Genomic DNA, 21,698 nt, shown 5'->3' on the forward strand with positions numbered 1-21,698 from the left:
GTCACGGCGAGGTGCGCACCCCCTCGACGCTGCGGGGCCCCGAGCCGCCGGGTCGCTGGCCGTAGTGGGCCAAATAGCCCTGGCGCACCCGCATCACCTCGTCGGGGGGCAGCAGCAGCGGCGAGCCGGCCACCCTCGCCGCCCAGTAGACACGCGCGGTCGACTCCAGCACCCAGGCCGCCTGGAGGGCCTCGCGCAGGTCGCGGCCCACCGCGATGGCCCCGTGGTTGCGCAGGAGAGCCGCCTGGCGCCCCTCGAGGGCCTCCACGGTGTACCGACCGAGCTGCTCGGTGCCCGTGGTGGCGTACTCCGCCACCCGCACCTCCCCGCCCAGCACGGCGGCGGCCTCCCCCAGGATGGGCGGCAGCGACCAGCCGAGCACCGCCAGGACGGTGGCGTAGGTCGAGTGAGTGTGCACCACGGCCCCCACGTCGGCCCGGTGGCGGTAGACGAGCAGGTGCGTCGGGAGCTCCGTGGAGGGGCGCCGGCGCCCCTCCACCCGGCGACCCTGTCCGTCGACGACGGGCACGTCGTCGGCCTCGATGCGGTCGTACTCCATCCCCGAGGGGGAGATGGCGATGTAGCCCGTCTCGGGGTCCCGGGCGCTGACGTTGCCGGAGGTACCCACCACGAGCCCGGTCTGCAAGAGCCTCCGGCCGACTCCGACCACCTCTGCCCGCAATCGTGCCAGCAGCATGGATCTCGGCCCCCTCCGGCCGGTCGGCACCCGGCCCCTTGACATCCAGGATGCGAGGACGACAGAATAGGGCCACATCCAGTATAGGTCAAAGTCAGCCGCCATGAAGGGGAGCGAGTAGGCGGGAGACCTGCCTCCCAGCGAGCCGGGAGGGTGCGAGCCGGCGGCAAGGACCCGCCCAACATGGCCCCGGAGCGGCCCCTCCAACGTCGCCCCGCCGGCGATCAGTAGAGGGAGCCGGGTGCGCCCGTTATCGCGCCAGGGTATCCGGCCGGGGTCGGGCCGCGTACCCGTGGAGGCTGTCCGCCGCGAGGCGGCAGCGAAGCCGGGGTGGTACCGCGCAGGCGCGCAAGCCCTTCGCCCCCAGGGGAGGCGAGGGGCTTTTCGTTTTGGCCCGCACCAGTCCAGGCCCTCATGAGGAGGTCGTTGGTCGGATGGGTGAGACGAGCGGCAAGTTCTACGTGACGACGCCCATCTACTACCCGAGCGATCGGCTTCACATCGGCCACGCCTACACGACCACGGCGGCCGATGCGCTGGCGCGCTGGCATCGCTTCCTGGGCGAGGAGGTCTTCTTCCTGACCGGCTCGGACGAGCACGGCCAGAAGATCCAGCGCAAGGCCGAGGCGAGAGGCGTCAGCCCCCAGCAGTACGTCGACGAGATCGTCGCCACCTTCAAGGAGCTGTGGAAGCGGCTCGACATCCAGTACGACCGCTTCATCCGCACCACGGACCCCGACCACGTCCGGGTCGCCCGGTACATCTTCAAGACCATCTACGAGAAGGGCGACATCTACAAGAGCACCTACGAGGGCTGGTACTGCGTCCAGTGCGAGACCTTCTGGCTGGAGAGCAAGCTGGTGGAGGGCAAGTGTCCCGACTGCGGGCGGCCCGTCGAGTGGCTCGAGGAGGAGAGCTACTTCTTCCGACTCTCCAAGTACGCCGACCGCCTGCTGCGGCACATCCGCGAGCACCCCGAGTTCATCCAGCCGCCCAGCCGGCGCAACGAGATGGTCGCCTTCATCGAGCAGGGGCTGGAGGATCTGTGCGTCTCCCGCACGACCTTCGATTGGGGCATTCCGGTGCCCGTCGACGAGCGCCACGTCATCTACGTCTGGTTCGACGCGCTGACCAACTACCTGACCGGCGTCGGCTACCTGGAGGAGCCGGCCAAGTTCGCCCGGTACTGGCCGGCGGACCTGCACCTGGTGGGCAAGGAGATCGTACGCTTCCACACCATCATCTGGCCCATCATCCTGATGGCGGCCGACCTGCCGTTGCCCAAGCAGGTCTTCGGGCACGGGTGGCTGCTGTTCGATCAGCAGAAGATGAGCAAGTCGAGGGGCAACGTGGTGGACCCCAACGTGCTCATCGACCGCTACGGCAGTGACGCCATCCGCTACTTCCTGCTGCGGGAGGTGTCGTTCGGGCAGGACGGCAACTTCTCCGAGCAGGCCCTCATCGATCGCACCAACGCGGATCTGGCCAACGACCTGGGCAACCTGGTCTACCGGGCCTTGAGCATCCTGGAGCGCTACGAGCAGGGCATCGTGCCCGAGCCGGGACCGGAGCAGCCCGTCGATCGCGAGCTGGTGGAGCTGGCCGAGCAGGTGGCGTCCGAGGCCAACCGGCGGATGCTGGAGCTGGACATCAACACGGCGCTGGCCACCATCTGGCGTTTCGTGGGCCGCGCCAACAAGTACATCGACCAGACCGAGCCCTGGCAGCTCAACCGGCGCCGCCCGCAGGACCCGGCGGCCGCGGAGCGGCTGCGCACCGTGCTCTACCACCTGGCCGAGGCGCTGCGAGTGACGGCGCTGTTGGTCGCACCCTTCCTGCCCAAGACCGGGCAGGCCATCTGGGAGCAGCTGGGCATCGACGAGCCGCTGGCGAGCCAGCGCTTCTCCGACCTGAGCTGGGGACGGATCCGGCCCGGCACCCGCACGCGGCGGGGCCAGCCGCTGTTTCCCCGCATCCTCGGCGAGGAGAGCGCCCGGCAGGTACCGGTGGGCCAGGAGAGCCAAGGCGCCCCCGCCGCTTCCGAGGGTGCGACGGCCCGGGCCGCGGCAGGCGTGGCCCAGACGCCGGCGCCCGGCGGCGAGGCCCAGGAGGATGACGGCCTGATCGGCATCGAGGAGTTCGCCAGGGTGAGACTGCGGGTGGCGACGGTGCTGGAGGCCGGCCGGATACCCGGTGCGGATCGACTGCTCAAGCTCCAGGTGGATCTGGGCGAGGGGCGGCCCCGCCAGATCGTGGCGGGCATCGCGCGTCACTACGCCCCCGAGTCGCTGGTCGGCAAGCGCATCGTGGTGGTGGCCAACCTCAAGCCGGCCACCCTGCGCGGCGAGCGCTCGGAGGGGATGCTCCTGGCCGCCACGGCTCCCGATGGCCAGCTGACGCTCGTGACGGTCGAGGAGCCCGTGCCACCGGGGAGCGTGGTCAAGTGACGGCCGCTTCCGGGGCGGAGGCCCCCCCGCTGGTCGACACGCACCTGCACCTCGACGACACACGCTTCGACGACGACCGGGAGACGGTGCTGCGCAGGGCTCGGCAGAGCGGCGTGCGGGCTGTCCTGAGCTGCAGCACCGACCTCGACAGCGCCCGGTACACCCTGGCATTGGCCCGCCGCTTCGCCGCCGGCGACGCGATGCCAGCGGTGGGCGTCGCGGTCGGCGTCCACCCCCACCAGGCGGGCCGGGTCGGCTCGATCGAGGCGGCGCTCGAGGCGCTGGAGCGGCTGGCCGCCGAGCCTCAGGTGCGGGCCATCGGCGAGATCGGGCTGGACTTCCACTACGACTTCTCGCCGCGTGACGTGCAGCAGGAGCTCTTCGAGCGGCAGCTCGACCTGGCCCAGCGGATCGGCAAGCCCGTCTGCGTCCACGCGCGGGAGGCGGAGCCCACCGTGCTCGCGACCATCCGGCGCTACCCGCGGGTGAGGGGCGTGTTGCACGCCTTCGCCGGCGACCGGGAGCAGGCCGAGCAGGCCCTGGCGCTGGGCTGGTACCTGGGCGTGGGCGGGATGCTGACCTTCCGCAACGCCGACGCCATTCGGGCCGTCGTCAGCGCGGCGCCATTGGAGCGTCTGGTCCTCGAGACCGACGCGCCCTACCTGGCGCCGGTGCCCCACCGCGGCCGGCGCAACGAGCCCGCCTACGTCGCGCTGGTGGCCGAGAGCCTGGCGCGCCTGCACGCGCTGCCTGTCGAGGCCGTCGCACAGCTGACCACGCGAGCGGCGGTCGAGCTGTTGGGGCTGGAGTTCTAGCGGGGTCGCTCGCCGCAGGCGACGGAGGACGGGGAGGAGATGTCACGGGCGCCACTGAGGAAGCGCCGCCGGGCCTCCACGATCAGCCGCCAGGCATGGCGTGCGTCGTGCCAGCCACGGATGATGCAGGGCTTGCCCTCGAGCTCCTTGTAGACCTTGAAGAAGTGCTCGACCTCCCGCAGGAAATGGTGGGGCACGTCGGCCAGCGTATCCATCTCCTCCAGCCGCGGGTCGACGCTTACGACGCCCAGGACCTTGGTATCGGGCCCCTTGTCGTCCTCCATGTCGAGTGCGCCCAGCACCCGCACGGGCACGGCGCACCCCGGGAAGGTCGCGATGCTGGAGATGACCAGCACGTCCAGGGGATCGCCGTCCTCGGCCAGCGTATCGGGTACGAAGCCGTACTCGCCGGGATAGTACATGGGCGAGTAGAGCACCCGGTTGAGCACCATGCGGCCGGTGGCGGGGTCGTACTCGTACTTGTTCTGGGTGCCCTTGGGCACCTCGATGACCACCAACACCGACTCCGGCAGGCCTGCCACCCCGTCACCCGATGCGATCGACGCCTCCGTACGGACCCCTCCCCTCGCTCTGGTTCTCACCAGAAGCCGAGAAGCGCTCTGGCCTCCTCGCTCATGCGCTCGGGCGTCCAGGGCGGATCCCAGACCAGCTCCACCTCGACCTCCTGGACCCCCGGCAACTGTCGAACGGCCTGGTCCACCATCTGGTTGACCATGAAGGCCAGCGGGCAGCCGATGGCCGTCAGCGTCATGCGCACGTGCACCCTGCCGCCCTCGATGGAGATGCCGTAGACCAGCCCCAGGTCCACGACGTTGATGCCGAGCTCCGGGTCGACGACCTGCTTGAGCGCCTCTCGGACCGCGTCCTCGGTCAACGGCGAGGCTGCCATGTGCGTCGCACCCCCCGATGACGACTTATTATACCCGTTGAGCCGTCCTTCGTCCGCGGCATCCTCCCCTGGCAGAGCCGCCGGGCCGGGCGCATAGGATCTCTCGCGTGGACATGTGGGAGTCGCTGCTGCTGCTGGCATTGGGCGCCCTGGGGCTGGCCGGGGGCAACGACGCCGTCGGACTGGCGGCGCTGCTGGCCCTGGCCCTGCGCACCCTGGGGACGCCCGGCACGGTGGAGAGCGTGGCCCGTCAAAGCACCGAGATCGGCATCCTCTTCCTGGTGCTGGGACTGCTGCTGCCCGCGGTGGGCGGAGTGGCCGGGGCGCCCGAGCTCTTCGGGCGGGTGGCCCTGACCCGCACCGGCCTGTTGAGCTTCGTGGTCGGGCTGGTCTCGAGCCGCCTGGCCGCGGACGGCGTCTCCCTCATGCGGGAGCGCCCGGAGGTGCTGCTGGGGCTGGTGCTGGGCTCGCTGGCCGGGGTCTGGGCGCTGGGCGGGATCCCCGTAGGCCCCCTGGTGGCGGCGGGCCTGGTGGCCCTGATGGCACGCCTGTTGTGAGGGGCCGGGGAGCTTCCGTTTCTTGCCGGTTGTGTTGACGCAATGGCGGTTATTCCATATAATGTAATGCGCGCTAATCTGGAAACGATAGGAATTCGTGCCTCGACCGGGGAAGGGGAGCGAGGACGATGAAGTCGACCGGCATCGTGCGCAAGGTCGACGACCTGGGCCGTGTCGTCATCCCGATCGAACTCCGGCGCACCCTGCAGATCAACGAGAAGGACCCGCTCGAGATCTATGTCGACGGCGAGAAGATCATCCTGAAGAAGTACGAGCCGACGTGCATCTTCTGTGGCAACGCCGAAAACCTTCACCGATACCGCGACAAGAACATCTGCGCCGACTGCCTGCACCAGTTGCGCCAGGTCTCCTGAGAGCACCGTCGACGCCGGGGCGGGCCGAGGGACATCGAGGCCGCCCCTCGCCTCGCCCCGGCCCATCTCATTCGGTCGACACGTGCGGGTCGACCTGCTCGTGGATCGGCCGCACCTCCACGAAGCACGCCCGACAGTCGGCGGCCAGCCGTTCGACCTCGGCGGCCTCGGCATGCTGGCCGCTCTCGCGCAGGTAACCGACGTACTCGCCCAGCAGCTCCTGGATGTCGGCCACGCCCCGCTCGTCCAGGGGCCGCAGCTCCACCCTGGCGCCCCTGGCGATCCGGCGCCGCAGCGCGGCCTCGTCGAGCCCCAGGTGCGGCGCCAGGCGCAGGTAGACCACGCCGCCCGTCATGCCCGAGCAGATCCACGGCCCCGGGTCCCCCAGCACCACCGCTCGGCCGCCGGTCATGTACTCGAAGGCGAAGCCCTTGAGCTGGGCCGTGCACGTCATGTGGCCTCGCGCGTCGTCGATGGGCGCCCGGGGCAGCGCTCCGAAGACCACGTCGGCCCCCGAGAGCCGGATGGCCGCTCGAGAGTCGGCCTCTCCCTGCACGAAGAGGCGGCCGCCCTGTGCCCCGTAGGCGAAGCTCTTGCCCACGGCACCGTTGACCCGTCGGCCGGTGGCGCCCACGCCCTTCAGGATCACCATTCGCCCGCCTCTCGCGCACTTGGCGGCGCCGTCCTGGGCACCGCCCTGCACCACGAGCTCCAGGCCCTCCACCAGGAAGGCCCCCGCCCCGTTGCCGACGGCCGCGGCGCCCTGCACCTCCAGCCGGGTCGTGGACGTCAGCCGCCGCCGCACCTGCTGGCCGGCCAGCGGCGTGGCCAGCACCCGGTCGCAGCACCCGGCCCCGTCCACCACCAGGGTCGGTGAGGTCGTGGCTTGGGGCCCCTCCCCTGCGCCGACGGCCACGGCGGCGGGTACGAGCTGGTCGTCGACCTCCACGTCATGGGGTTGGGCCGCCCGACCGGGGACGGGCCATGCCGGCTGCAGCAGCTCCCCCAGGTCGACGCGGTCTTGGAGCGCCACCTGCTCCAGGCAGTCGCTGCGGCCTACCAGATCCTGCAGCCTCGAGGCCCCCAGCCCCGCCGCGAGCTGCCGGAGTTGGTCGCCCATGGCCGCCAGCAGCCGGGCCAGGGCCTCGGCCGCCTGCTCGGTCTGCCGCGGGACGAATCGCTTGAGCCCCCGGGCCAGGGCCTCCTCGAGGTCCTCGATCTGGGTGGCGATGCCGACGTGACACGTGTCGAGCTGGCAGCCGCGGCAGATGGTGCAGCCGATGGCCACCATGGCCAGGGTGCCGAAGCCGACCCGGTTGGCGCCCAGCAGGATGCACCGCATCACGTCGAGGGCGCTGCGCATGCCGCCGTCGGCCCAGATCTCCACCCGCTCCCTGAGCCCTGCCGCCACCAGGGCCCGGTGAAGCTCGACGATCCCGAGCTCCGCCGGCAACCCGACGTGCCGCAGCGCGTGCTGCCGGGCCGCCCCCGTCCCCCCGTCGAAGCCGCTGAGGTTGACGATGTCGGCGCCGGCCTTGACGATCCCGACGCCGATGGTGCCTATCCCCGGCACCACCGGCACCTTGACGGCGATCCGGGAGCGGGGGCTGACCGTCTTGAGCTCGTGGATGAGCTGGGCCAGGTCCTCGATGGAGTAGATGTCGTGGTTGTTGGAGGGCGAGATGAGGTCGACCCCCGGCCGGGCGTGGCGGGCCTGCGCCACCTTGGCCGACACCTTGCGGCCCGGCAGGTGCCCTCCCTCGCCCGGCTTGGCCCCCTGGCCGATCTTGATCTCGATGACCCAGGCGCCGTTGAGCATCGCGGCCTCGACGCCGAAGCGGCCCGACGCCACCTGGATCCCCCGGTGACGCGGGTAGCGGCCCACCAGGTCGGCGATCTCGCCGCCCTCCCCGTTGAGGCAGACGATCCCCGCCCGCACGGCCGCCTCCAGATAGGCCCGGTAAGCCCGCTCACCCTGCGAGCCGAACGACATGGAGCTGATGACGAAGGGCAACGCGTGCTCTCCGATGGAGAGGTCCACCTGCACGGGGTCCACCGGGGCCACGTCGCGGGGCGGGCGCAGGGCGAGCAGGTGACGGAGCGCCACGGCGCTCTCCCGCTCCAGCGCCTCGATGCGCGCGGCGAGTCCGGCGTACGCCTCCTCTCCCCGCGCCACCGCGCCCACGGCCTTCCAGAGGCGAGGCCAGTGCCGGGGAGGCCGCACCAGCTGCGCGGGCTCCCGGCCGGCGGCGATGGCACGGCGACGAGCCGTCTCGGCCTCCAGCTGGCTCCACCCGATGCCGGCCCGCTCGGAGGCGGCATAGCCGTCCACCTCCAGCAGCCGCACGAGATCGGGCGACAGCCCGATGCAGGAGAAGAGCCGGGCGTAGCCCCTCAGCTCGTGGATCCCCAGCGTGGAGAGCACCTTCTCGATGCCCTTGCGCAACGCCTCCGCCAGGCGCTCGACGCCGGCTGCCACGTCGCCCCCGGCGGCTGCCCGCCGGGCGGCCAGCTCCATCATCATCCACGGCGCGACCGCATCGGCGCCGAAGCCCAGGGCCACGACCACGTCGTGCAGATTGCGCAGGGCTCCGCTCCTCAGCACCAGCCCCGCGCGCCGGCGCAAGCCGGCAGCTCGCCGCAGGGCGGCGTCGACCGCGGCCACCGCCAGGTGCGGATCGATCCAGACGCCCCCCGCCTCGTCCTCGAAGAGGCCCTCGTCGTCCAGCGCGACCAGCCGCTTACCCGACGAGACCGCCTCGCAGGCCTGGCGACCCAGACGCTGCAGCGCCTGCTCGAGCGACTCCCCTGATCGCCGGCGGGCCGGCAACACCACGGCCGGCAACTCGACGAGCAGGTCCTCCCAGCGGCGCGTCCCCAGCCGCTCGGCCACCTGCCGCGCCTGGCCAGGCCCCAGCACCGACCCGGTCGGGGCGCCGCCCACCAGCAGCGGCAGCCGCAGCTCCAGCGCGAGAGGCGCCGGGTCGCGGACCGTCTGCCATGCCTGCAGGGCCGGGCGGCCGCCGATGACGACCTGCGTGGAGAAGTGCTCCATCTCGCGTTCGCGGTCGATGGCCGGGTTGGTCACGACCGCCACGGTCTCTTTGAAGTAGTCGGACAGGTTGTGCAGGTCGGGGGAGAGGGCCGCCAGGGGCGCGTCGTAGCCGAGGGAGCCGATGGGCTCGCTGCCCGTCTCGACCATCGCCTCGACGAGTTTGACGTCGTCGGCCTGCCATGCCCACGCGGCCATCAGACGCTGCAGCGAAGCCTCGGGCATCTCGACGGCCGGGTCAGGGCTCGGGGACTCGGTCGGCGGCGGTGCGGTGGGGCGGGCCGCCCGGTCGTCGCGCGCCTCGTCGTCGAGGAGCGGGCCCAGACGGCGGCGCCAGCGGCTCACGATGCGCTCCTGGAGCAGCGGATACGGCATGACGCGCACCCCACCCGGCTCCAGCGTCACGCCTACCTTCTCCCCGGGCCCCAGGGGACGGGGATCGTCCACCAGCTGGGCGGTGGGCACGATGCCGGGCTCGGAGGCGAAGATGACCCACTCCCGGGTCGGCACCTCCCACAACGGCCGCAACCCCAGGGCGTCCACCGCCATGACCGCCTCGTCGCGGTGCCGGGCGAGGATGGCCGCGGGCCCCTGGGCGAAGGGCCCCCATGCCCGGCGGAAGTGGGCATAGCAGGCCCGGATGGGCTCGGGCTGCCGCTCCATCTCGTCCAGGATGGGCGGGAAGAGGATCTCCACCGCCTCCGCCAGCGAGTAGCCCCACCGGTGGACCAGGGTGTCGGCCGTGCGGTTGAGGTTTTGGGAGTCGCTGCCGCCCGGCACGGTCGGCACCCCGATCTGGTCGGCCTCCATGACGAGCCGGCGGATGGTGTTGATCTCCCCGTTGTGCGCCAGCAGCGAGAAGGGCTGTGCCCGGTCGAAGGTGGGGGCGGTGTTGGTGGAGTAGCGGTTGTGCCCGATGACCGCCCGGGTCGCGAACGCCGGGTCCGTCAGGTCGGTGTAGGCGGCGGCGAGCCCGCGGGCATCTCCCACCACCTTGTAGACCACGGTGTGGGTGCTCATGGAGACCACGTGCACCCCGGCGAAGCGTCGCTCGATGGCTACCGCCGCCTCGAACAGCCGGCTGCCGGCCGCCGTCTGGGCCCGTCTGCGGCCGGAGGCCAGCGTCCCGTCGCCCTGCAGCGCGGTGGAGGGTGGCCACAGCCCCTGGTGCTCCGGCTCCACCCACAGTCCGAGTTGCCAGAAGGCCGGCGCCTGGCTTCGCCCTCGTGGCCCGAGCGCGTCGGCTCGAAAACCGTCGTCGAGGCTCACCAGCACCCGTATCCCGCGACGGGCCAGCAGCGCCTCGATGCCCTGGAGGACTGCCTCGCCGTCCGGCAGCGCCGCACCCGTGCCGGTCGGCCCGACGAACAGGTGGGCGACGGCGAACCACGGCTGCATGGCGAGGTCAGGGTCGTGTCCGGCGCGTCGCAGGCGCTCCGCCCAGATCGCCCGAGGGATGTCGGTCTGGACGCCGCACCCGTCACCCTCGCCATCGATGCGGCCGGCGCGGTGCGTCAGGAGCTGCAGCGCCTCCAGGGCGGCATCCAGCGTCCGCCGCGAAGGCGCGGGGTCTCTCGCGAAGACGGCCACCAGGCCACAGCTCCCGTGCTCGTATCGGCGGGCATAGGCGTCGGGCCGACTGGCCACCAGTCGCAAGGGCTCCATCCGCAAAGCCCCCCTGGCTCCCGGCGAGTCGAGCCGGCGTTCGGCGGCGAGGCGGGCCGGGGTGCGCCCGGCGGGACGCCCATCGACCCGGCGACGGGACGGCCGTGCCCGCCCGCACCGCCTGCCGGCGCCCCTCGGGGGAGGCCCCGAGGGTTTGGCGAGCATTGTAGCAGGAGGGAGCGACGCTCACAATGCCTTTTGCGAATGTATACTGGATGGGAGTGCGGCCCGCCGCCGGGACAGGGCGGCAGGTCAGTCGGAGCCGGGCTCCCCGGAGGGGCCGGGCTCCGGAGATCCGGGAGCAGGCGGAGCCACCACCAGGGTCAGCTCGCCCACCGCAGGCACCTCGCCCTGCTCCACCCGCCGGGCCAGGCCGGAGAGCGTGTCACGCACGACGGACTCGTGCACCTTGGTCAGCTCCCGTGCCAGGGCCGCCTCCCGGTCGCCCAGGACGGCGGCCATGTCGGCCAGGCTCTCGCCGAGCCGGTGCGGCGCCTCGAAGAAGACCAGCGTCGCAGGGAGCGCCCGCAGCCACTCCAGGCGCCGCAGCCGCGCCCGGCGCCTCGCCGGCAGGAATCCCTCGAACCAGAAGGGCTCCGCCGGCAGCCCCGCGACCGCCAGGGCCGCCACCACCGCCGAGGCGCCCGGGATCACCCGCACCGCGACGCCCGCTTCGTGGGCGGCCCGCACCAGATCCGCACCCGGGTCGGAGACCACGGGGGTGCCGGCGTCGGTCACCAGCGCCACGCTCTGGCCGGCGTGCAGGCGCGCCAGCAACTCCGGCAGCCGCTGGCGGGCATTGTGCTCGTGGAAGCTGACCAGCGGCCTCCGGATGCCGTGGGCATTGAGGAGCTTGAGGGTACGTCGGGTGTCCTCCGCGGCGATCAGGTCCACCCGCTGCAGGGTCTCCAGGAGCCTGAGCGAGACGTCCTGCAGGTTGCCGATGGGGGTGGCGCAGACCCAGAGCGTGCCGCTCACGCCGCCGGGTGACCGTCCTCCAGCTCCGGGCTGGCCGTCGGGCCGGCCCCGGCCTGGGACGTGGCCGCACCGCCGCGGCACGGACAGGCGGCCGCCCCCTGCACCTCGAAGGCCAAGCAGCACATCAACCGGCCGCAGAGGCCCGAGAGCTTGTCGGGATTGAGGGCCAGCCGCTGCTCCTTGGCCATGCGCAGCGTCACCGGCCGCAGGTCTTGCAGGAAGGTCCGGCAGCAGAGCGGCAACCCGCACGGGCCGATGCCCCCGACCATGCGAGCCACGTCGCGGGCGCCGATCTGGCGGAGGTCGATGCGGGTCTGGAAATGCCCCGCCAGATCCTTGACGAGCCCCCGGAAGTCGACCCGCTCCTCGGCGCTGAAGTAGAAGGTGAGCCGGCTCCCATCGAAGGCGTACTCGGCATCGATGAGGCGCATCGGCAGCCGGTGCCGCTCGATCATGGCCCGGGCGGCCTGCATCGCCTCGGGTTCGCGCTCGGTCCACGCCTGGCGGGCGGCCATGTCCTCGTCCGTCGCCACCCGGAGCACGGGGCGCAGCCCGTCGGGCGCCTCGTGGCGCGGGACAAGACGCGGCGCCGACACCACCTGCCCCGTCTCGTGGCCGTGCTGGGCCTCGACCACGACCCAGTCGCCGGGTGCCAGATCGAGGCCGCCGGCGTCGAAGTCGTGCACCTTGCGGGTCTTGGGGAAGCGCACCTCCGCTACGCGGACCGTGTCGGATGGCTCGCCCTGGCCGCCGGCCCCGTCCGGGCCCGGCGCAACGTCATCCATGCCCAGTGGAGCACCAGCCTTCGCTGGGTGTACTCGCCCAGCATCCGCCGCGCCGTCAAGAGCGTCTCCAGGGCCTCCACGGCGCGTACGGGGTCCACGAGCTGGCCGACGGCGACGACCCGGTCGCGCAGGCCGGCGTCGATCAGGCAGTCCGCTCTCCTCGCCCAGCCCCATGCGGCCACATCCCGCCACAACCATATCATCGCCTGCATCTGCGCGTCCACTTCCCACGGCGCCGCCTGGTCCGCGGCCCGGGCGAGCCCGATGAGCTCGCGCGGCGCGCCGTCGACCGCCTGCTCGATCCACTCCATGGCCCGTTGCCGCGAGGCGGCGACCGCTGAGCCCGAGGGGTCCAGGGCACGGCCCGGCAGGCCTCCGGCCAGCACCGCCCGGGTGAGGGCCTCGTCGGCGTCCAGGCCCAAGCGGGATGCCAGGGCACGGGCCAGCACGGGCGCCGCCACCGGCCCCACGAAGAAGCGCAGGCACCGGGACTGGATGGTCTCGGGGATGCCCTGCAGGTCGGCGGCCAGCAACAGGATGGCAGCCGGACCCGGAGGCTCCTCCAGGGTCTTGAGGAGGGCGTTGGCCGCCTGCAGGCTCATCCGATCGGCCTGCTGGATGACGGCCGCCTTGCCCCACGCCGAGGTGGCGGACATCCCGAGCCAGCTGCGCAGGCGCCGGACCTGGTCGATGCCGATCCCGTCGGCCTCCGCGGCCGGCTCGACCCAGGTGACGTCCGGGTGGCGGCGCGCGGCCACCGCCTGGCACGCCTCGCAGACGCCGCACGCCTCTCCCTCGGGGGAGCGACGGCGGCAGGCCAGCGCCGCCACGAAGGCCGAGGCCAGGCTGGTCTTGCCCGCGCCTTCGGGGCCGTACAGCAGGTAAGCGCCCGGCCCCCGTCCCTCGGAGGCGGTGCGGGCCAGCCACTGCACCACCCGGGCATGGCCGACGATCTCGGAGAACCGCAACGGGTGCGACCGGCTCGCGGCCTCGCTCCGGGGAGAGCCCTCATCGGACAAGGTCCAGCAGCAACCCCCTGATGTCGTCGAGACGGGCGGCCACGGCCAGCGCGGCGCGCTGCCCCTGCAGCACCTCCCGGGCCAGCTGGTCCAGCGCCTCGTCCACCTTTCGCACCACGACGTGCAGACGCCGCCCGCCCCTGGGATCCACCCGCAGCTGCCGGTCCACCGCGTAGGTGCGGGCCAGGGCGAGCTGACAGAAGCGGCGCACGGCCTGCCGGTACGCGAAGAGCGTCGACTCGCCAGGAGAGCGGCGCAAGGCGTCGCCCGCGCGCTCCACCTGGTCCAGGGCCAGCTGGAGCGCCTCCTGGTAGCGCCGGCGATCCGCCTCCACGAGCTCGGTGCTGAACGCCCGAGCCGGCGCCCGTCCCCCCGTCGCCGCCCGGGCGCTGCCCCGGCGCGCCGTCGTCACCTGAGGTGCCCGGCGCCGACGGGGCAGGCCCTCGATGCGCGACCCCTCCATCGGGGCTAGACCCGCTCGAAGCGGTCGATGCCCAACACGAAGACGGTGGCGCCGGCCACCTCCACCTCGGTGCCGGGGCGGCTCCCCGCGTGGCGCCGACGATGGCAGGCCTCCCGGATGCAGTCGAGGGCGGCCCCCACGCGATGGTCGTCGACGCCGATGAGCAGCGTCGTGTTGCCCTCCCGCAGGAACCCCCCGGTGCTGGCCAGCTTCGTCGCGCCGAAGCCCCGCTCCACCAGCCGCGCCATCAGCGCGGGCGCGTCCTGGTCCTGCACGACCGCCACCAACAGCTTCATCGTCGCACCGGTGCCTCCCACCCCAGCTCCTGCAAGCGCTCGCCCAACCGGCGCACCACCACGTCGCGCAGCTCCGACTGGACGGCTCGTCGCGGCTTGCCCGTCACCTCGACCCGGACGATGCGCTCCGGGTAACGGGCCGCCAGGGCCGCATAGCCTTCCCTCACCCGCCGGAAGAAGGCCTCCCCCCGGGACTCGATGCGATCCCGCTCCGGCGCCCCGGCGCCGGGCAGGCGCTGGCCGACCGGCAGGTCCAGCCAGAAGGTCAGGTCTGGCTGCAGGCCGCCCGTCACCCAGCGGTTGAGTCGCTCCACGAGCTCGCCGTCCACCTCCGAGCCGAAGACCTGGTAGGCCACCGACGAGTCGGCGTAGCGCTCGCAGACCACCACAGCGCCTCGCTCCAGCCAGGGGCGCAGCACCTGGGCCACGTGCTGGGCACGGTCGGCCATCAGGAGCAACAGTTCGGCCTCGGGCACCGGGATCCCCTCCGGCTCACCTCCTCGCAGGAGCAGGGTCCGCAGGCGACGCCCCAGCGCCGTCCCGCCCGGCTCGAAGGTGTGCCGCACCTGCAGCCCCCGGCGGCGAAGCCAGGCCGCCAGCGACCGAGCCTGCGTGCTCTTGCCGGTGCCGTCCAACCCCTCCAGGGTGATGAGAAGCCCCCGGGGGCTCATCGGATCTCCTCGGGCAGGACCAGCACCCGCCGGTTGGGCTCCTCGCCGATGCTGGTGGAGCGCAGGTTGTAGCGCTCGATCAGCTCGTGCTGGAGCTTGCGGATGTACGCCGATTGAGGGCTGAGCTCCACGGGGCGGGCCAGCTGGCGCGCCTGCTCGACGGCGCGTTGCGCCTCCATGAGGGCGCTGGCGTCCTCGGGGCTCAAGAACGTGCGCTCCAGGAACTGCTCCATCTGGGCCAGGGTGTTGGAGCGGATCACGTGGATGGGGACGCCCCGGCGCTCGGCCTCCTTGAGGCGCTTGGGCATCTTGCGGTACTGGCCCTTGATGGTCAGGACCATGTCGGCCGAGTCCAGATCCTGGGTGATCTGCACCGGCACGGGCAGGGATGCCAGCGCCCGCTGCAGCCGGGAGGTGCTGACGGCATAGGGGAAGATCCGGGCCGGTCGACTCCCACCCCAGAGGCGGGACGGGCTCGGAGGCGTCTGTCCGTCCCGGCCGGAGGAGCGGACGTCCCTCGGCACCACGAAGGCGCGAGCCCCCCCGCCGCCATCGCCGTGCACCTCGGGGGGCCGGGCGTCGAAGCGGTTGTCGGGGGCGTCGGCCTCCGGCGGGCGTCGAGGCGCGCCCTCCTGCACCTGGATGGTACCCTCGGGGCTGCGCACCCGCACCTCCGGCGATGGCTCGATACCGCGGAGCAGCAGGTCCACGGTGGTCGCCACGTCGTGATGGATGGCGAGACGATCTCGGTCCTGGATCTCGACCACCACGTCGAAGGTCGGGGGCGCCTTGCGCTCCAGCACCGTCTTCTGAGTCCCCCGCTTCTTGGCCTCCTCGTCGCTGAGGGTGACGGCCTGGATACCCCCGACCAGATCGGAGAGGGTGGGGTTGAGCACCAGGTTGTCGAGCGTGTTGCCGTGGGCCGTGGCCACCAGCTGGACGCCCCGCTCGGCGATGGTGCGGGCCGCCTGGGCCTCCTGCTCCGTGCCGATCTCGTCGATGACGATGACCTCGGGCATGTGATTCTCGACGGCCTCGATCATGACCCGGGCCTGCAGGTCCACCCGCGGCACCTGCATGCGGCGGGCGTGGCCGATGGCGGGGTGCGGGACGTCGCCGTCCCCGGCGATCTCGTTGGAGGTGTCGACCACGATGACCCGCTTGCCGAACTGGTCGGCCAGGATGCGGGCCACCTCACGCAGCATCGTGGTCTTGCCCACGCCCGGCCGCCCCAGCAGGAGGATGTTGCGTCCCGACTCCACCACGTCCTGGATGATGTCGATGGTGCCGAAGACGGCCCGGCCGATGCGGCAGGTGAGCCCGATGATGTGGCCGTTGCGGTTGCGGATGGCCGAGATGCGGTGCAGGGTGCGCTCGATCCCGGCCCGGTTGTCCTGACCGAACTGGCCGACCCGCTTGACGACGTAGTCCAGGTCCTCGCGGGTGACGAAGTCGTCGCTGAGGTAGACGAAGCCGTCGGGGAAGCGGGCCTCGGGCTGACGCCCCAGGTCCAGCACGATCTCCAGCAGCTCGTGCACCCGGTCGATGCCCTCCAGCTCGGCCCGGATGTGGGGCGGCAATACCTCCAGCAGCTGGGCCAGATTGTCCATGACCTCACGGCGTGCGGCCGGCTTGATGGTGGGCAATCAGCCCTTCACCACCCTCGTCGGACTCATGCATCCACGACCCATGCCTCTCGCCCCTGGCCCGGGCTGCCTCGGAGCTGGGCTCCCGACGCCACGAGCCGCAGGGCGAACGATGCGACTTCGTCTGTGATCATTTCCCCGGGAATCGCCAGGGGGGTCCCCGGCGGATAGGGCGTCACGGTGGCCGCCGAGACGTGCCCCACTGCCTGCTCCCAGAGGACGCGCCGGGCCGCCCCCAGAGCTGCCCGCCGGGGCCGCATCACCAGCGGCCCGGCCGGCGGCATGGCATCTCCCCACCGGCCGGTCGAGCCATCGCACCGGGCTCGCCGGCCGTCCCCGCCGGCCACCTCCCTCGCCAGCGCCCCCAGGGCCGAGGCGAGGGACCCGACGCTCGCCTCGTCGTCGGCCCCCGTCACGATGAAGACGACGTAGCTCCCGCCGGCCATCTCCGGCCAGACGCCGTGGCGGCGCCGAAGTGCCGCGGCCACCTCCCAACCCGGCAACCCCAAGCCCGTCACGTCCACCGTCAGGCGCGTCTCGTCGAGGACGTAGGATGCCGGCAGGTCGGTCGGCGCCAGACAGCGGTACGGGCCGGACGCCTCGATGGCGGCGCGCGCCCGGCGGGCCAGCTCAACGGCCCGTGCCACACGCGAGGGCCCGTGCCGCTCCATCTCCAACCGCGCCGCGTCCAGGGAGGCCAGCAGCGCCGGCTGCGGGCTCGTGCTCTGCACCCAGGCCAGCACCCGGTCGACCCGGTCGGCGTCCGGCTCGCCGTGGGGGCCCGTCCAGTGCAGCAAGGCCGCCTGGGTCAGCACGGGCAGGGTCTTGTGCGCGCCGTGCACCACCAGGTGCGCCCCGCAGCGCACACCGGTCGGCGGGGCGGGCGCCGGGTAGAAGGCGAGGTGCGCGCCGTGCGCCTCGTCGACGAGCAGCGGTGACGGACGGGATGCGGCGGCGATGCCGGGCACGTCGGCGACGACGCCCTCGTACGTCGGGCTGGTCACCAGCACCGCGTCGGGGCCGGCGGCTCGGGCCGCCGCCACGTCCTGCGGGGTGGGGGGCAGGGTCATCCCCCATCCCTCGAGCCATCGGCAGGGGAGGAAGACGGGCATGGCGTCGGCCAGCACCAGGGCATCGATGACCGAGCGATGGACCCATCTCGGCATCAAAAGCCGGCCGCCGGGGGGCACGCTGGCCAGCACCATCGCGAGGACCCCGGCGGTGGCGCCGTTCCACAGCAACCAGCTCCGCTCGCTGCCCCACGCCCGGGCCGCCAGCCGGGCCGCCTCCGAGGCGGCCTCGAGCAGGTCGTCACCGTGAGCCGGGTCCCGGACGGCGTCGCCCCCGTCCCAGGCCCACGGGACCCCGGTCCGAGCCATCCATCCGGCCGGCACCCACTGCCCCCGCTTGTGGCCAGGGGTGTGGAAGACGACGGGTCGACGCCTCGCCGCTCGGCTCAGGGCTCGCAAAAGCGGAGCCGACCTCGCCCGGGTCGCCTGCGCCACCAAGCTCCTCGCATCGCCTCCGAGGTCCACTTTAGCGCCCGCACCCTCCGGGAGGAAAGCCCCCTCGGGGGGCGTAGAGCATCCATCATGTACCCGCACGCCTTCGGCGATACGCCGCCGCCCCAACGCTGGCGGCTCCTCGCCGTGGCCACCCTGCAGCAGGCCGGGTTGACGCTCGTACGCTTCGGGTTGCCCGCGCTCGCTCCCTTCGTCCGAGCGGACATGGGGCTCTCGCTCCCTCAGACCGGGGCGGTCCTCGGAGCCTTCGACCTGGGCGCGCTGCTGGCCTTCTATGTGACCGGCGTCGCGACCGAGCGGTGGGGCGAGCGGCACGTCATGGCCGTGGGCGCCCTGCTGACGGGCCTGCTGGCGGCGGCCGCCTCGATGGCCCCTTCCCTCGTCGTCCTGACCCTGGTGCTGGCCGCGGCCGGGACGGGCTTTGCGTCGAGCCAGGTGGCGGGGAGCCACGCGGTCCTGAGCTGGTTCGGCTTCCGCGAGCGAGGGCTGGCCATGGGCGTACGGCAGGCGGGGCTTCCCATCGGGGGTCTGGCGGGGGCGTGGCTCCTGCCCTGGCTGGCGACACGGTACGGATGGCGGCTGGCACTGTTGGTGGCGGCGGCTTGGTGCGCGGCCGCGGGGCTGGCGACATGGATCGGGCTGGCGGACCTTCGGCGGGTCGGTCCCGAGCCGCAGCCCCCGGCCGGGGCGGCTCCCTCGTTCGTCGAGGCGCCGTGGCGCTTCGTCAGGGACCCCACCCTGGTGCTCACCACGCTGACGGCCTGTCTGCTGGCCGCGGGCCAGTTCAGCCTCACCGGCTACCTGCCCCTGTACATGGTGGACGTCTTCGGCTGGGCCCCTGCGGGGGCCGCCCGGTTGCTGCTGCTGGTCCACGCCGGCGGCATCGCCGGCCGGTTGCTGTGGGGATGGATCTCCGACCGGCTGTTGGGAGCGGACCGGGTTCGGCCGCTGGCGCTGGCGGCCTGGGCCGCCTCGATGTCGGCCGCGATGGTCGCGTCGCTGGCGGGGCTTTCGCCGCTCTCGACGCTCGTGGCCGGGGGGGCCGCCCTGCTGAGCGGCTTCACCATGCTGGGATGGAACGGCCTCTACGTCACCCTCCTCTCCGAGCGGGCGGGCTCCTCCGCGGCGGTGATGCTGGGGCTGAGCATGACGGTCCTGTACGTCTGGACCATGCTCTCCCCACCCGCCTTCGGGTGGCTCGTGCAACACGTCGGCGGCCACCACTCCCTGGCCTGGTGGGCCGTCTCCGCCCTGCAGATGGTAGCGGTGGCGACGGCGGCAGGCATCGGGCGGGTGCTGGCCGGGACGCGCGCCGGCCGGCGCTTGCCCGCCGAAGTGCGGTAGGGCTCCACGGACGCCTTGACAGGAACCGCCCTCTTGCCTACGATGGCGGCGACCGACCGGTCGGTTTCGAAGGGGAGGAGCCGCGACGTCCCCGGCACTGGAGCGCCGCTCACCCGAGGCCACCCGCCGCCGCTTGCTGGAGGCCGCCATCCAGGTCTTCGCCCGCAAGGGGTACTACGGCACGACGGTGGACGACATCGTCGCCGAGTGCGGCAGCTCCAAAGGGGCCTTCTACTTCCACTTCGAGAGCAAGGAGGCCCTCTTCTTGCGCCTCGTCGAGGAGTTCGCCGGCCGGCTGGCGGGCGCGCTGGAGCATGCCGTGCGCCACGCGGCCCGAGGCGGCCCGGGCAGGGTCGAGGCGGCCATCACGGCGGGGCTCGAGCTGATGGGGCGGTATCCGGAGCTGACCCGGCTCTTCTTGATCGAGGCGGTCGGCATCAACCCGCAGTTCGAGGCCAAGCGCCGTGAGCTGATGGATCGTTTCGCCCACGTCATCCGGGGGTACCTCGAACAGGCCGCCTCCCGGCATCCCCTGGCCGTGGGCGACACGGCGCTGGCCAGTGCGGCCATCCTGGGCGCCCTCAACGAGGTGGTCGTCTGGTGGCTGAGCAGACCGCAGGAGCGCCCGCTGGCGGAGCTGGCCCCCGAGTTGACCCGGTTCGTCCTGCGAGCCATCGGCTGGCAGGCCCGGGCGTGACGCTCCCCCTCCGACCGGCGAGCGGCGAGGGCCCGCCTCATCTGCCCGCCCTGGGGCTGCCCGCCCTCTACGCCGCCTGCGTCCTGGCGTACGGCGGCCTGGCGCCGGCGACCGTTTGGGCATGGATCACGCTGGCAGCCGCGGGCACCGCCGTCGTCGTCGGTGCCATCGGTCGGATCGTGCATCCGGAGCCGGCCGGCGGCGCGCCGCACCTCGAGCGGGGCCCCGGTGCGGCAAGACTCTTCGCGCTGGCCGTCGGCGGAGCACTGGTGCTCATCGTGGCCGCCGGCCAGCTCAACCGCGCGAGCCTGTGGCTGTCACCGCTGCCGGCCGCGCTCTGGGTCGCCTCCGGGCAGGCGCGAAGCCGCGGCGGACCGGGGTGGGTGCCGGCCCTGGCTCAAGCGATGGGGCCCGTCGCCGGCTGGGTAGCCGTTCGTGGGATCGTGGAGGGGCCCGCGTGGCTGCTGGCAGCTGCCACGGCTCTGTGGCTCGGCCGCGGCGTCGACGTCCGCTCGCCGGGCACGCGTCTCGCCCACGCGGGCGCCGTGGCGTTGTGGGTGATGACCGGGTGGGCATGCGGACGGGTCGGGTGGTACTTCGGTGGCATCGCCCTGGCGGCAGCCCTCCTGGCCTGGTATCACGCCGACGCCGCACGCCCGGCCGGCGACCCGGCCGCATCCCGGCGGGTGCTCATCGTTCACGCAGCCGTCGGGCTGTCCGTGCTGGCGGGGTCGCTGCTGGACGTCGTGACGGCGCCGTGAGCGGGGCCGCGGCGGCCTCTCGCGCCTCGAGCGCCTCGCGGCGAAGACGGTTGGCCAGCCGTAGCAGGTAGACGTAGCGGCGCTCCGCCGCCTGCATGGCGAAGATGGCGTGATCCACCAGGTCCGGATCGGTCACCGAGTCGAACTCGTTTTGGGCCGCTATCCACTCGCGGCGGGCCTGCTCGACGAGGGCGGCGACCTCGGCCGGTACGGCGGGGGTGAGGGCGACCGGCTCCGGCCCGGCCCCCGACGACGATTGCGCTGGCACCGCAGACGACCCCTTCCGTTCGGGCGGTCGACGCCCTCGCGGCGCCGCCCACGGTGCAAGGGTATGCGGATCCGGGGAGGCTATGCCACGCTCCGACCGGCGGGCGCTCGCTAGATCTCGCGCCGGCCCTCCAGCGCGCGGGCCAGCGTCACCTCGTCCAGGTACTCCAGGTCACCGCCCACGGGCATGCCATGGGCCATGCGGGTCACCCGTACGCCGAGCGGCTTGATGAGCCGGGCCAGGTACATGGCGGTGGCCTCGCCCTCGACGTTGGGGTCGGTGGCCAGTACCACCTCCCTGACTTCCCCGGATCCCAGCCGGGCGATCAGCTCCTGGACCTTGAGCGCCTCCGGGCCCACCCCCTCCATCGGGGAGAGGGCGCCGTGCAAGACGTGGTAGAGCCCCTTGAAGGCCCGGGTGCGCTCCATGGCCGTCACATCCTTGGGCTCCTCGACCACGCAGATGACGGAGCGGTCCCGGCCCGAGCCTGGCTGGCATAGGCGGCACGGGTCGGCGTCGGTGAAGTTGAAGCAGACCGAGCATAGCCGCGTCCTCTCACGAGCCTCCACGATGCTCTCGGCCAGGCGGCGGGCCTGGTCGGGGCCCATCCGTACGATGTGGAAGGCGAGCCGCTGCGCGGTCTTGGGGCCGATGCCCGGCAGGCGCATCAGCTCGTCCACGAGCCGGGCGATGGGGCGTGCGAACTCCAACGGGCCGCGCTCCTCTCCGC

At 72.7% G+C, this 21,698-nt stretch carries 21 protein-coding genes; 7 read left to right on the top strand and 14 right to left on the bottom strand.

Translation table 11 applies throughout. The annotated features are described in order from the left end of the window. Position 1: 1 nt before the first annotated feature. Positions 2–697, bottom strand: a complete 696-nt coding sequence (locus VLY81_RS12590; protein WP_324668548.1) for a class II aldolase/adducin family protein — start codon at positions 695–697, stop codon at positions 2–4. 434 nt (positions 698–1,131) lie between these two features. Between VLY81_RS12590 and metG the strand changes: the two genes are divergently transcribed. Together metG and VLY81_RS12600 are read left to right on the top strand one after the other, a co-directional pair. Next, positions 1,132–3,144, top strand: a complete 2,013-nt coding sequence (gene metG / locus VLY81_RS12595; protein WP_324668549.1) for a methionine--tRNA ligase — start codon at positions 1,132–1,134, stop codon at positions 3,142–3,144. Continuing rightward, a complete protein-coding gene (locus VLY81_RS12600; protein ID WP_324668550.1) occupies positions 3,141–3,959 on the top strand; it encodes a TatD family hydrolase in 819 nt (272 codons plus the stop codon). The genes metG and VLY81_RS12600 overlap by 4 nt, the downstream gene beginning before the upstream one ends. Here the strand turns inward: VLY81_RS12600 and VLY81_RS12605 are convergent. Both VLY81_RS12605 and VLY81_RS12610 read right to left on the bottom strand, forming a co-directional pair. Then, complete coding sequence (locus tag VLY81_RS12605) at positions 3,956–4,501, bottom strand: inorganic diphosphatase (RefSeq protein WP_324668551.1); 546 nt, start codon at positions 4,499–4,501, stop codon at positions 3,956–3,958. The genes VLY81_RS12600 and VLY81_RS12605 overlap by 4 nt on opposite strands. 56 nt (positions 4,502–4,557) lie before the next feature. Beyond that, on the bottom strand, positions 4,558–4,869 hold the full coding sequence (locus tag VLY81_RS12610) for a metal-sulfur cluster assembly factor (RefSeq protein WP_324668552.1): 312 nt from the start codon (positions 4,867–4,869) through the stop codon (positions 4,558–4,560). Between the two features lie 113 nt (positions 4,870–4,982). On the opposite strand from VLY81_RS12610, the gene VLY81_RS12615 reads away from it, so the two are divergent. Together VLY81_RS12615 and VLY81_RS12620 are read left to right on the top strand one after the other, a co-directional pair. Then, entirely contained in the window at positions 4,983–5,426 is a 444-nt protein-coding gene (locus tag VLY81_RS12615) for a DUF441 family protein (RefSeq protein WP_324668554.1), read from the top strand. Between the two features lie 128 nt (positions 5,427–5,554). Continuing rightward, positions 5,555–5,800 carry an AbrB/MazE/SpoVT family DNA-binding domain-containing protein gene (locus VLY81_RS12620; RefSeq protein WP_324668555.1) on the top strand — a complete coding sequence of 82 codons (246 nt, stop codon included), beginning with the start codon at positions 5,555–5,557 and terminating at the stop codon, positions 5,798–5,800. A gap of 67 nt (positions 5,801–5,867) precedes the next feature. On the opposite strand, the gene VLY81_RS12625 is transcribed toward VLY81_RS12620, so the two are convergent. The 9 genes from VLY81_RS12625 to VLY81_RS12665 form a co-directional block, all read right to left on the bottom strand. After that, positions 5,868–10,517, bottom strand: a complete 4,650-nt coding sequence (locus VLY81_RS12625) for a glutamate synthase-related protein (RefSeq protein ID WP_324668556.1) — start codon at positions 10,515–10,517, stop codon at positions 5,868–5,870. 252 nt (positions 10,518–10,769) lie between these two features. Beyond that, a complete protein-coding gene (gene rsmI, locus VLY81_RS12630) occupies positions 10,770–11,495 on the bottom strand; it encodes a 16S rRNA (cytidine(1402)-2'-O)-methyltransferase (protein WP_324668557.1) in 726 nt (241 codons plus the stop codon). After that, a complete protein-coding gene (locus VLY81_RS12635) occupies positions 11,492–12,280 on the bottom strand; it encodes a PSP1 domain-containing protein (protein WP_324668558.1) in 789 nt (262 codons plus the stop codon). The genes rsmI and VLY81_RS12635 overlap by 4 nt, the downstream gene beginning before the upstream one ends. Next, positions 12,211–13,248: a DNA polymerase III subunit gene (locus VLY81_RS12640; protein ID WP_324668559.1), complete on the bottom strand. Its 1,038-nt coding sequence runs from the start codon at positions 13,246–13,248 to the stop codon at positions 12,211–12,213. Before VLY81_RS12640 ends, VLY81_RS12635 begins: the two co-directional genes overlap by 70 nt. 40 nt (positions 13,249–13,288) lie before the next feature. After that, positions 13,289–13,762 (bottom strand): YaaR family protein, encoded by a 474-nt coding sequence (locus tag VLY81_RS12645; protein ID WP_324668560.1) that lies wholly within the window; start codon positions 13,760–13,762, stop codon positions 13,289–13,291. A 5-nt stretch (positions 13,763–13,767) separates the two neighbouring features. Then, positions 13,768–14,058, bottom strand: coding sequence for a cyclic-di-AMP receptor (locus tag VLY81_RS12650; RefSeq protein WP_324668561.1), 291 nt, complete (start codon positions 14,056–14,058; stop codon positions 13,768–13,770). Continuing rightward, positions 14,055–14,729, bottom strand: a complete 675-nt coding sequence (tmk, locus tag VLY81_RS12655; protein ID WP_324668562.1) for a dTMP kinase — start codon at positions 14,727–14,729, stop codon at positions 14,055–14,057. The genes VLY81_RS12650 and tmk overlap by 4 nt, the downstream gene beginning before the upstream one ends. Then, positions 14,726–16,339 (bottom strand): R3H domain-containing nucleic acid-binding protein, encoded by a 1,614-nt coding sequence (locus VLY81_RS12660; RefSeq protein ID WP_405001383.1) that lies wholly within the window; start codon positions 16,337–16,339, stop codon positions 14,726–14,728. Before VLY81_RS12660 ends, tmk begins: the two co-directional genes overlap by 4 nt. 62 nt (positions 16,340–16,401) lie before the next feature. Further along, positions 16,402–17,844, bottom strand: coding sequence for an aminotransferase class I/II-fold pyridoxal phosphate-dependent enzyme (locus VLY81_RS12665; protein WP_324668565.1), 1,443 nt, complete (start codon positions 17,842–17,844; stop codon positions 16,402–16,404). A gap of 123 nt (positions 17,845–17,967) precedes the next feature. On the opposite strand from VLY81_RS12665, the gene VLY81_RS12670 reads away from it, so the two are divergent. The 3 genes from VLY81_RS12670 (at position 17,968) to VLY81_RS12680 (ending at position 20,700) form a co-directional block, all read left to right on the top strand. Next, positions 17,968–19,242 (top strand): MFS transporter, encoded by a 1,275-nt coding sequence (locus VLY81_RS12670; protein ID WP_324668567.1) that lies wholly within the window; start codon positions 17,968–17,970, stop codon positions 19,240–19,242. A gap of 133 nt (positions 19,243–19,375) precedes the next feature. Further along, the gene (locus VLY81_RS12675; protein WP_324668568.1) at positions 19,376–19,939 is read left to right on the top strand and encodes a TetR/AcrR family transcriptional regulator; all 564 of its coding nucleotides are present in this window, start codon (positions 19,376–19,378) and stop codon (positions 19,937–19,939) included. Further along, positions 19,936–20,700 (top strand): UbiA prenyltransferase family protein, encoded by a 765-nt coding sequence (locus VLY81_RS12680; protein WP_324668569.1) that lies wholly within the window; start codon positions 19,936–19,938, stop codon positions 20,698–20,700. Before VLY81_RS12675 ends, VLY81_RS12680 begins: the two co-directional genes overlap by 4 nt. On the opposite strand, the gene VLY81_RS12685 is transcribed toward VLY81_RS12680, so the two are convergent. Beyond that, on the bottom strand, positions 20,630–20,968 hold the full coding sequence (locus tag VLY81_RS12685; protein ID WP_324668570.1) for a DUF2508 family protein: 339 nt from the start codon (positions 20,966–20,968) through the stop codon (positions 20,630–20,632). The genes VLY81_RS12680 and VLY81_RS12685 overlap by 71 nt on opposite strands. A 110-nt stretch (positions 20,969–21,078) precedes the next feature. Further along, positions 21,079–21,678, bottom strand: a complete 600-nt coding sequence (gene recR, locus VLY81_RS12690) for a recombination mediator RecR (RefSeq protein ID WP_324668571.1) — start codon at positions 21,676–21,678, stop codon at positions 21,079–21,081. Positions 21,679–21,698 lie beyond the last annotated feature (20 nt).

It is taken from the genome of Limnochorda sp. LNt (assembly GCF_035593265.1).
Taxonomy (GTDB): Bacteria; Bacillota; Limnochordia; order Limnochordales; family Geochordaceae; genus Geochorda; species Geochorda subterranea.

Excerpts from the sequence above, each read along its gene's own strand:
- VLY81_RS12590 (WP_324668548.1), bottom strand. The coding sequence starts at position 697 with ATGCTGCTGGCACGATTGCGGGCAGAGGTGGTCGGAGTCGGCCGGAGG.
- metG (WP_324668549.1), top strand. The coding sequence starts at position 1,132 with ATGGGTGAGACGAGCGGCAAGTTCTACGTGACGACGCCCATCTACTAC.
- VLY81_RS12610 (WP_324668552.1), bottom strand. The coding sequence starts at position 4,869 with ATGGCAGCCTCGCCGTTGACCGAGGACGCGGTCCGAGAGGCGCTCAAG.
- VLY81_RS12615 (WP_324668554.1), top strand. The coding sequence starts at position 4,983 with ATGTGGGAGTCGCTGCTGCTGCTGGCATTGGGCGCCCTGGGGCTGGCC.
- VLY81_RS12620 (WP_324668555.1), top strand. The coding sequence starts at position 5,555 with ATGAAGTCGACCGGCATCGTGCGCAAGGTCGACGACCTGGGCCGTGTC.
- VLY81_RS12625 (WP_324668556.1), bottom strand. The coding sequence starts at position 10,517 with ATGGAGCCCTTGCGACTGGTGGCCAGTCGGCCCGACGCCTATGCCCGC.
- VLY81_RS12635 (WP_324668558.1), bottom strand. The coding sequence starts at position 12,280 with ATGGATGACGTTGCGCCGGGCCCGGACGGGGCCGGCGGCCAGGGCGAG.
- VLY81_RS12645 (WP_324668560.1), bottom strand. The coding sequence starts at position 13,762 with ATGGAGGGGTCGCGCATCGAGGGCCTGCCCCGTCGGCGCCGGGCACCT.
- VLY81_RS12650 (WP_324668561.1), bottom strand. The coding sequence starts at position 14,058 with ATGAAGCTGTTGGTGGCGGTCGTGCAGGACCAGGACGCGCCCGCGCTG.
- tmk (WP_324668562.1), bottom strand. The coding sequence starts at position 14,729 with ATGAGCCCCCGGGGGCTTCTCATCACCCTGGAGGGGTTGGACGGCACC.
- VLY81_RS12660 (WP_405001383.1), bottom strand. The coding sequence starts at position 16,339 with ATGGACAATCTGGCCCAGCTGCTGGAGGTATTGCCGCCCCACATCCGG.
- VLY81_RS12670 (WP_324668567.1), top strand. The coding sequence starts at position 17,968 with ATGTACCCGCACGCCTTCGGCGATACGCCGCCGCCCCAACGCTGGCGG.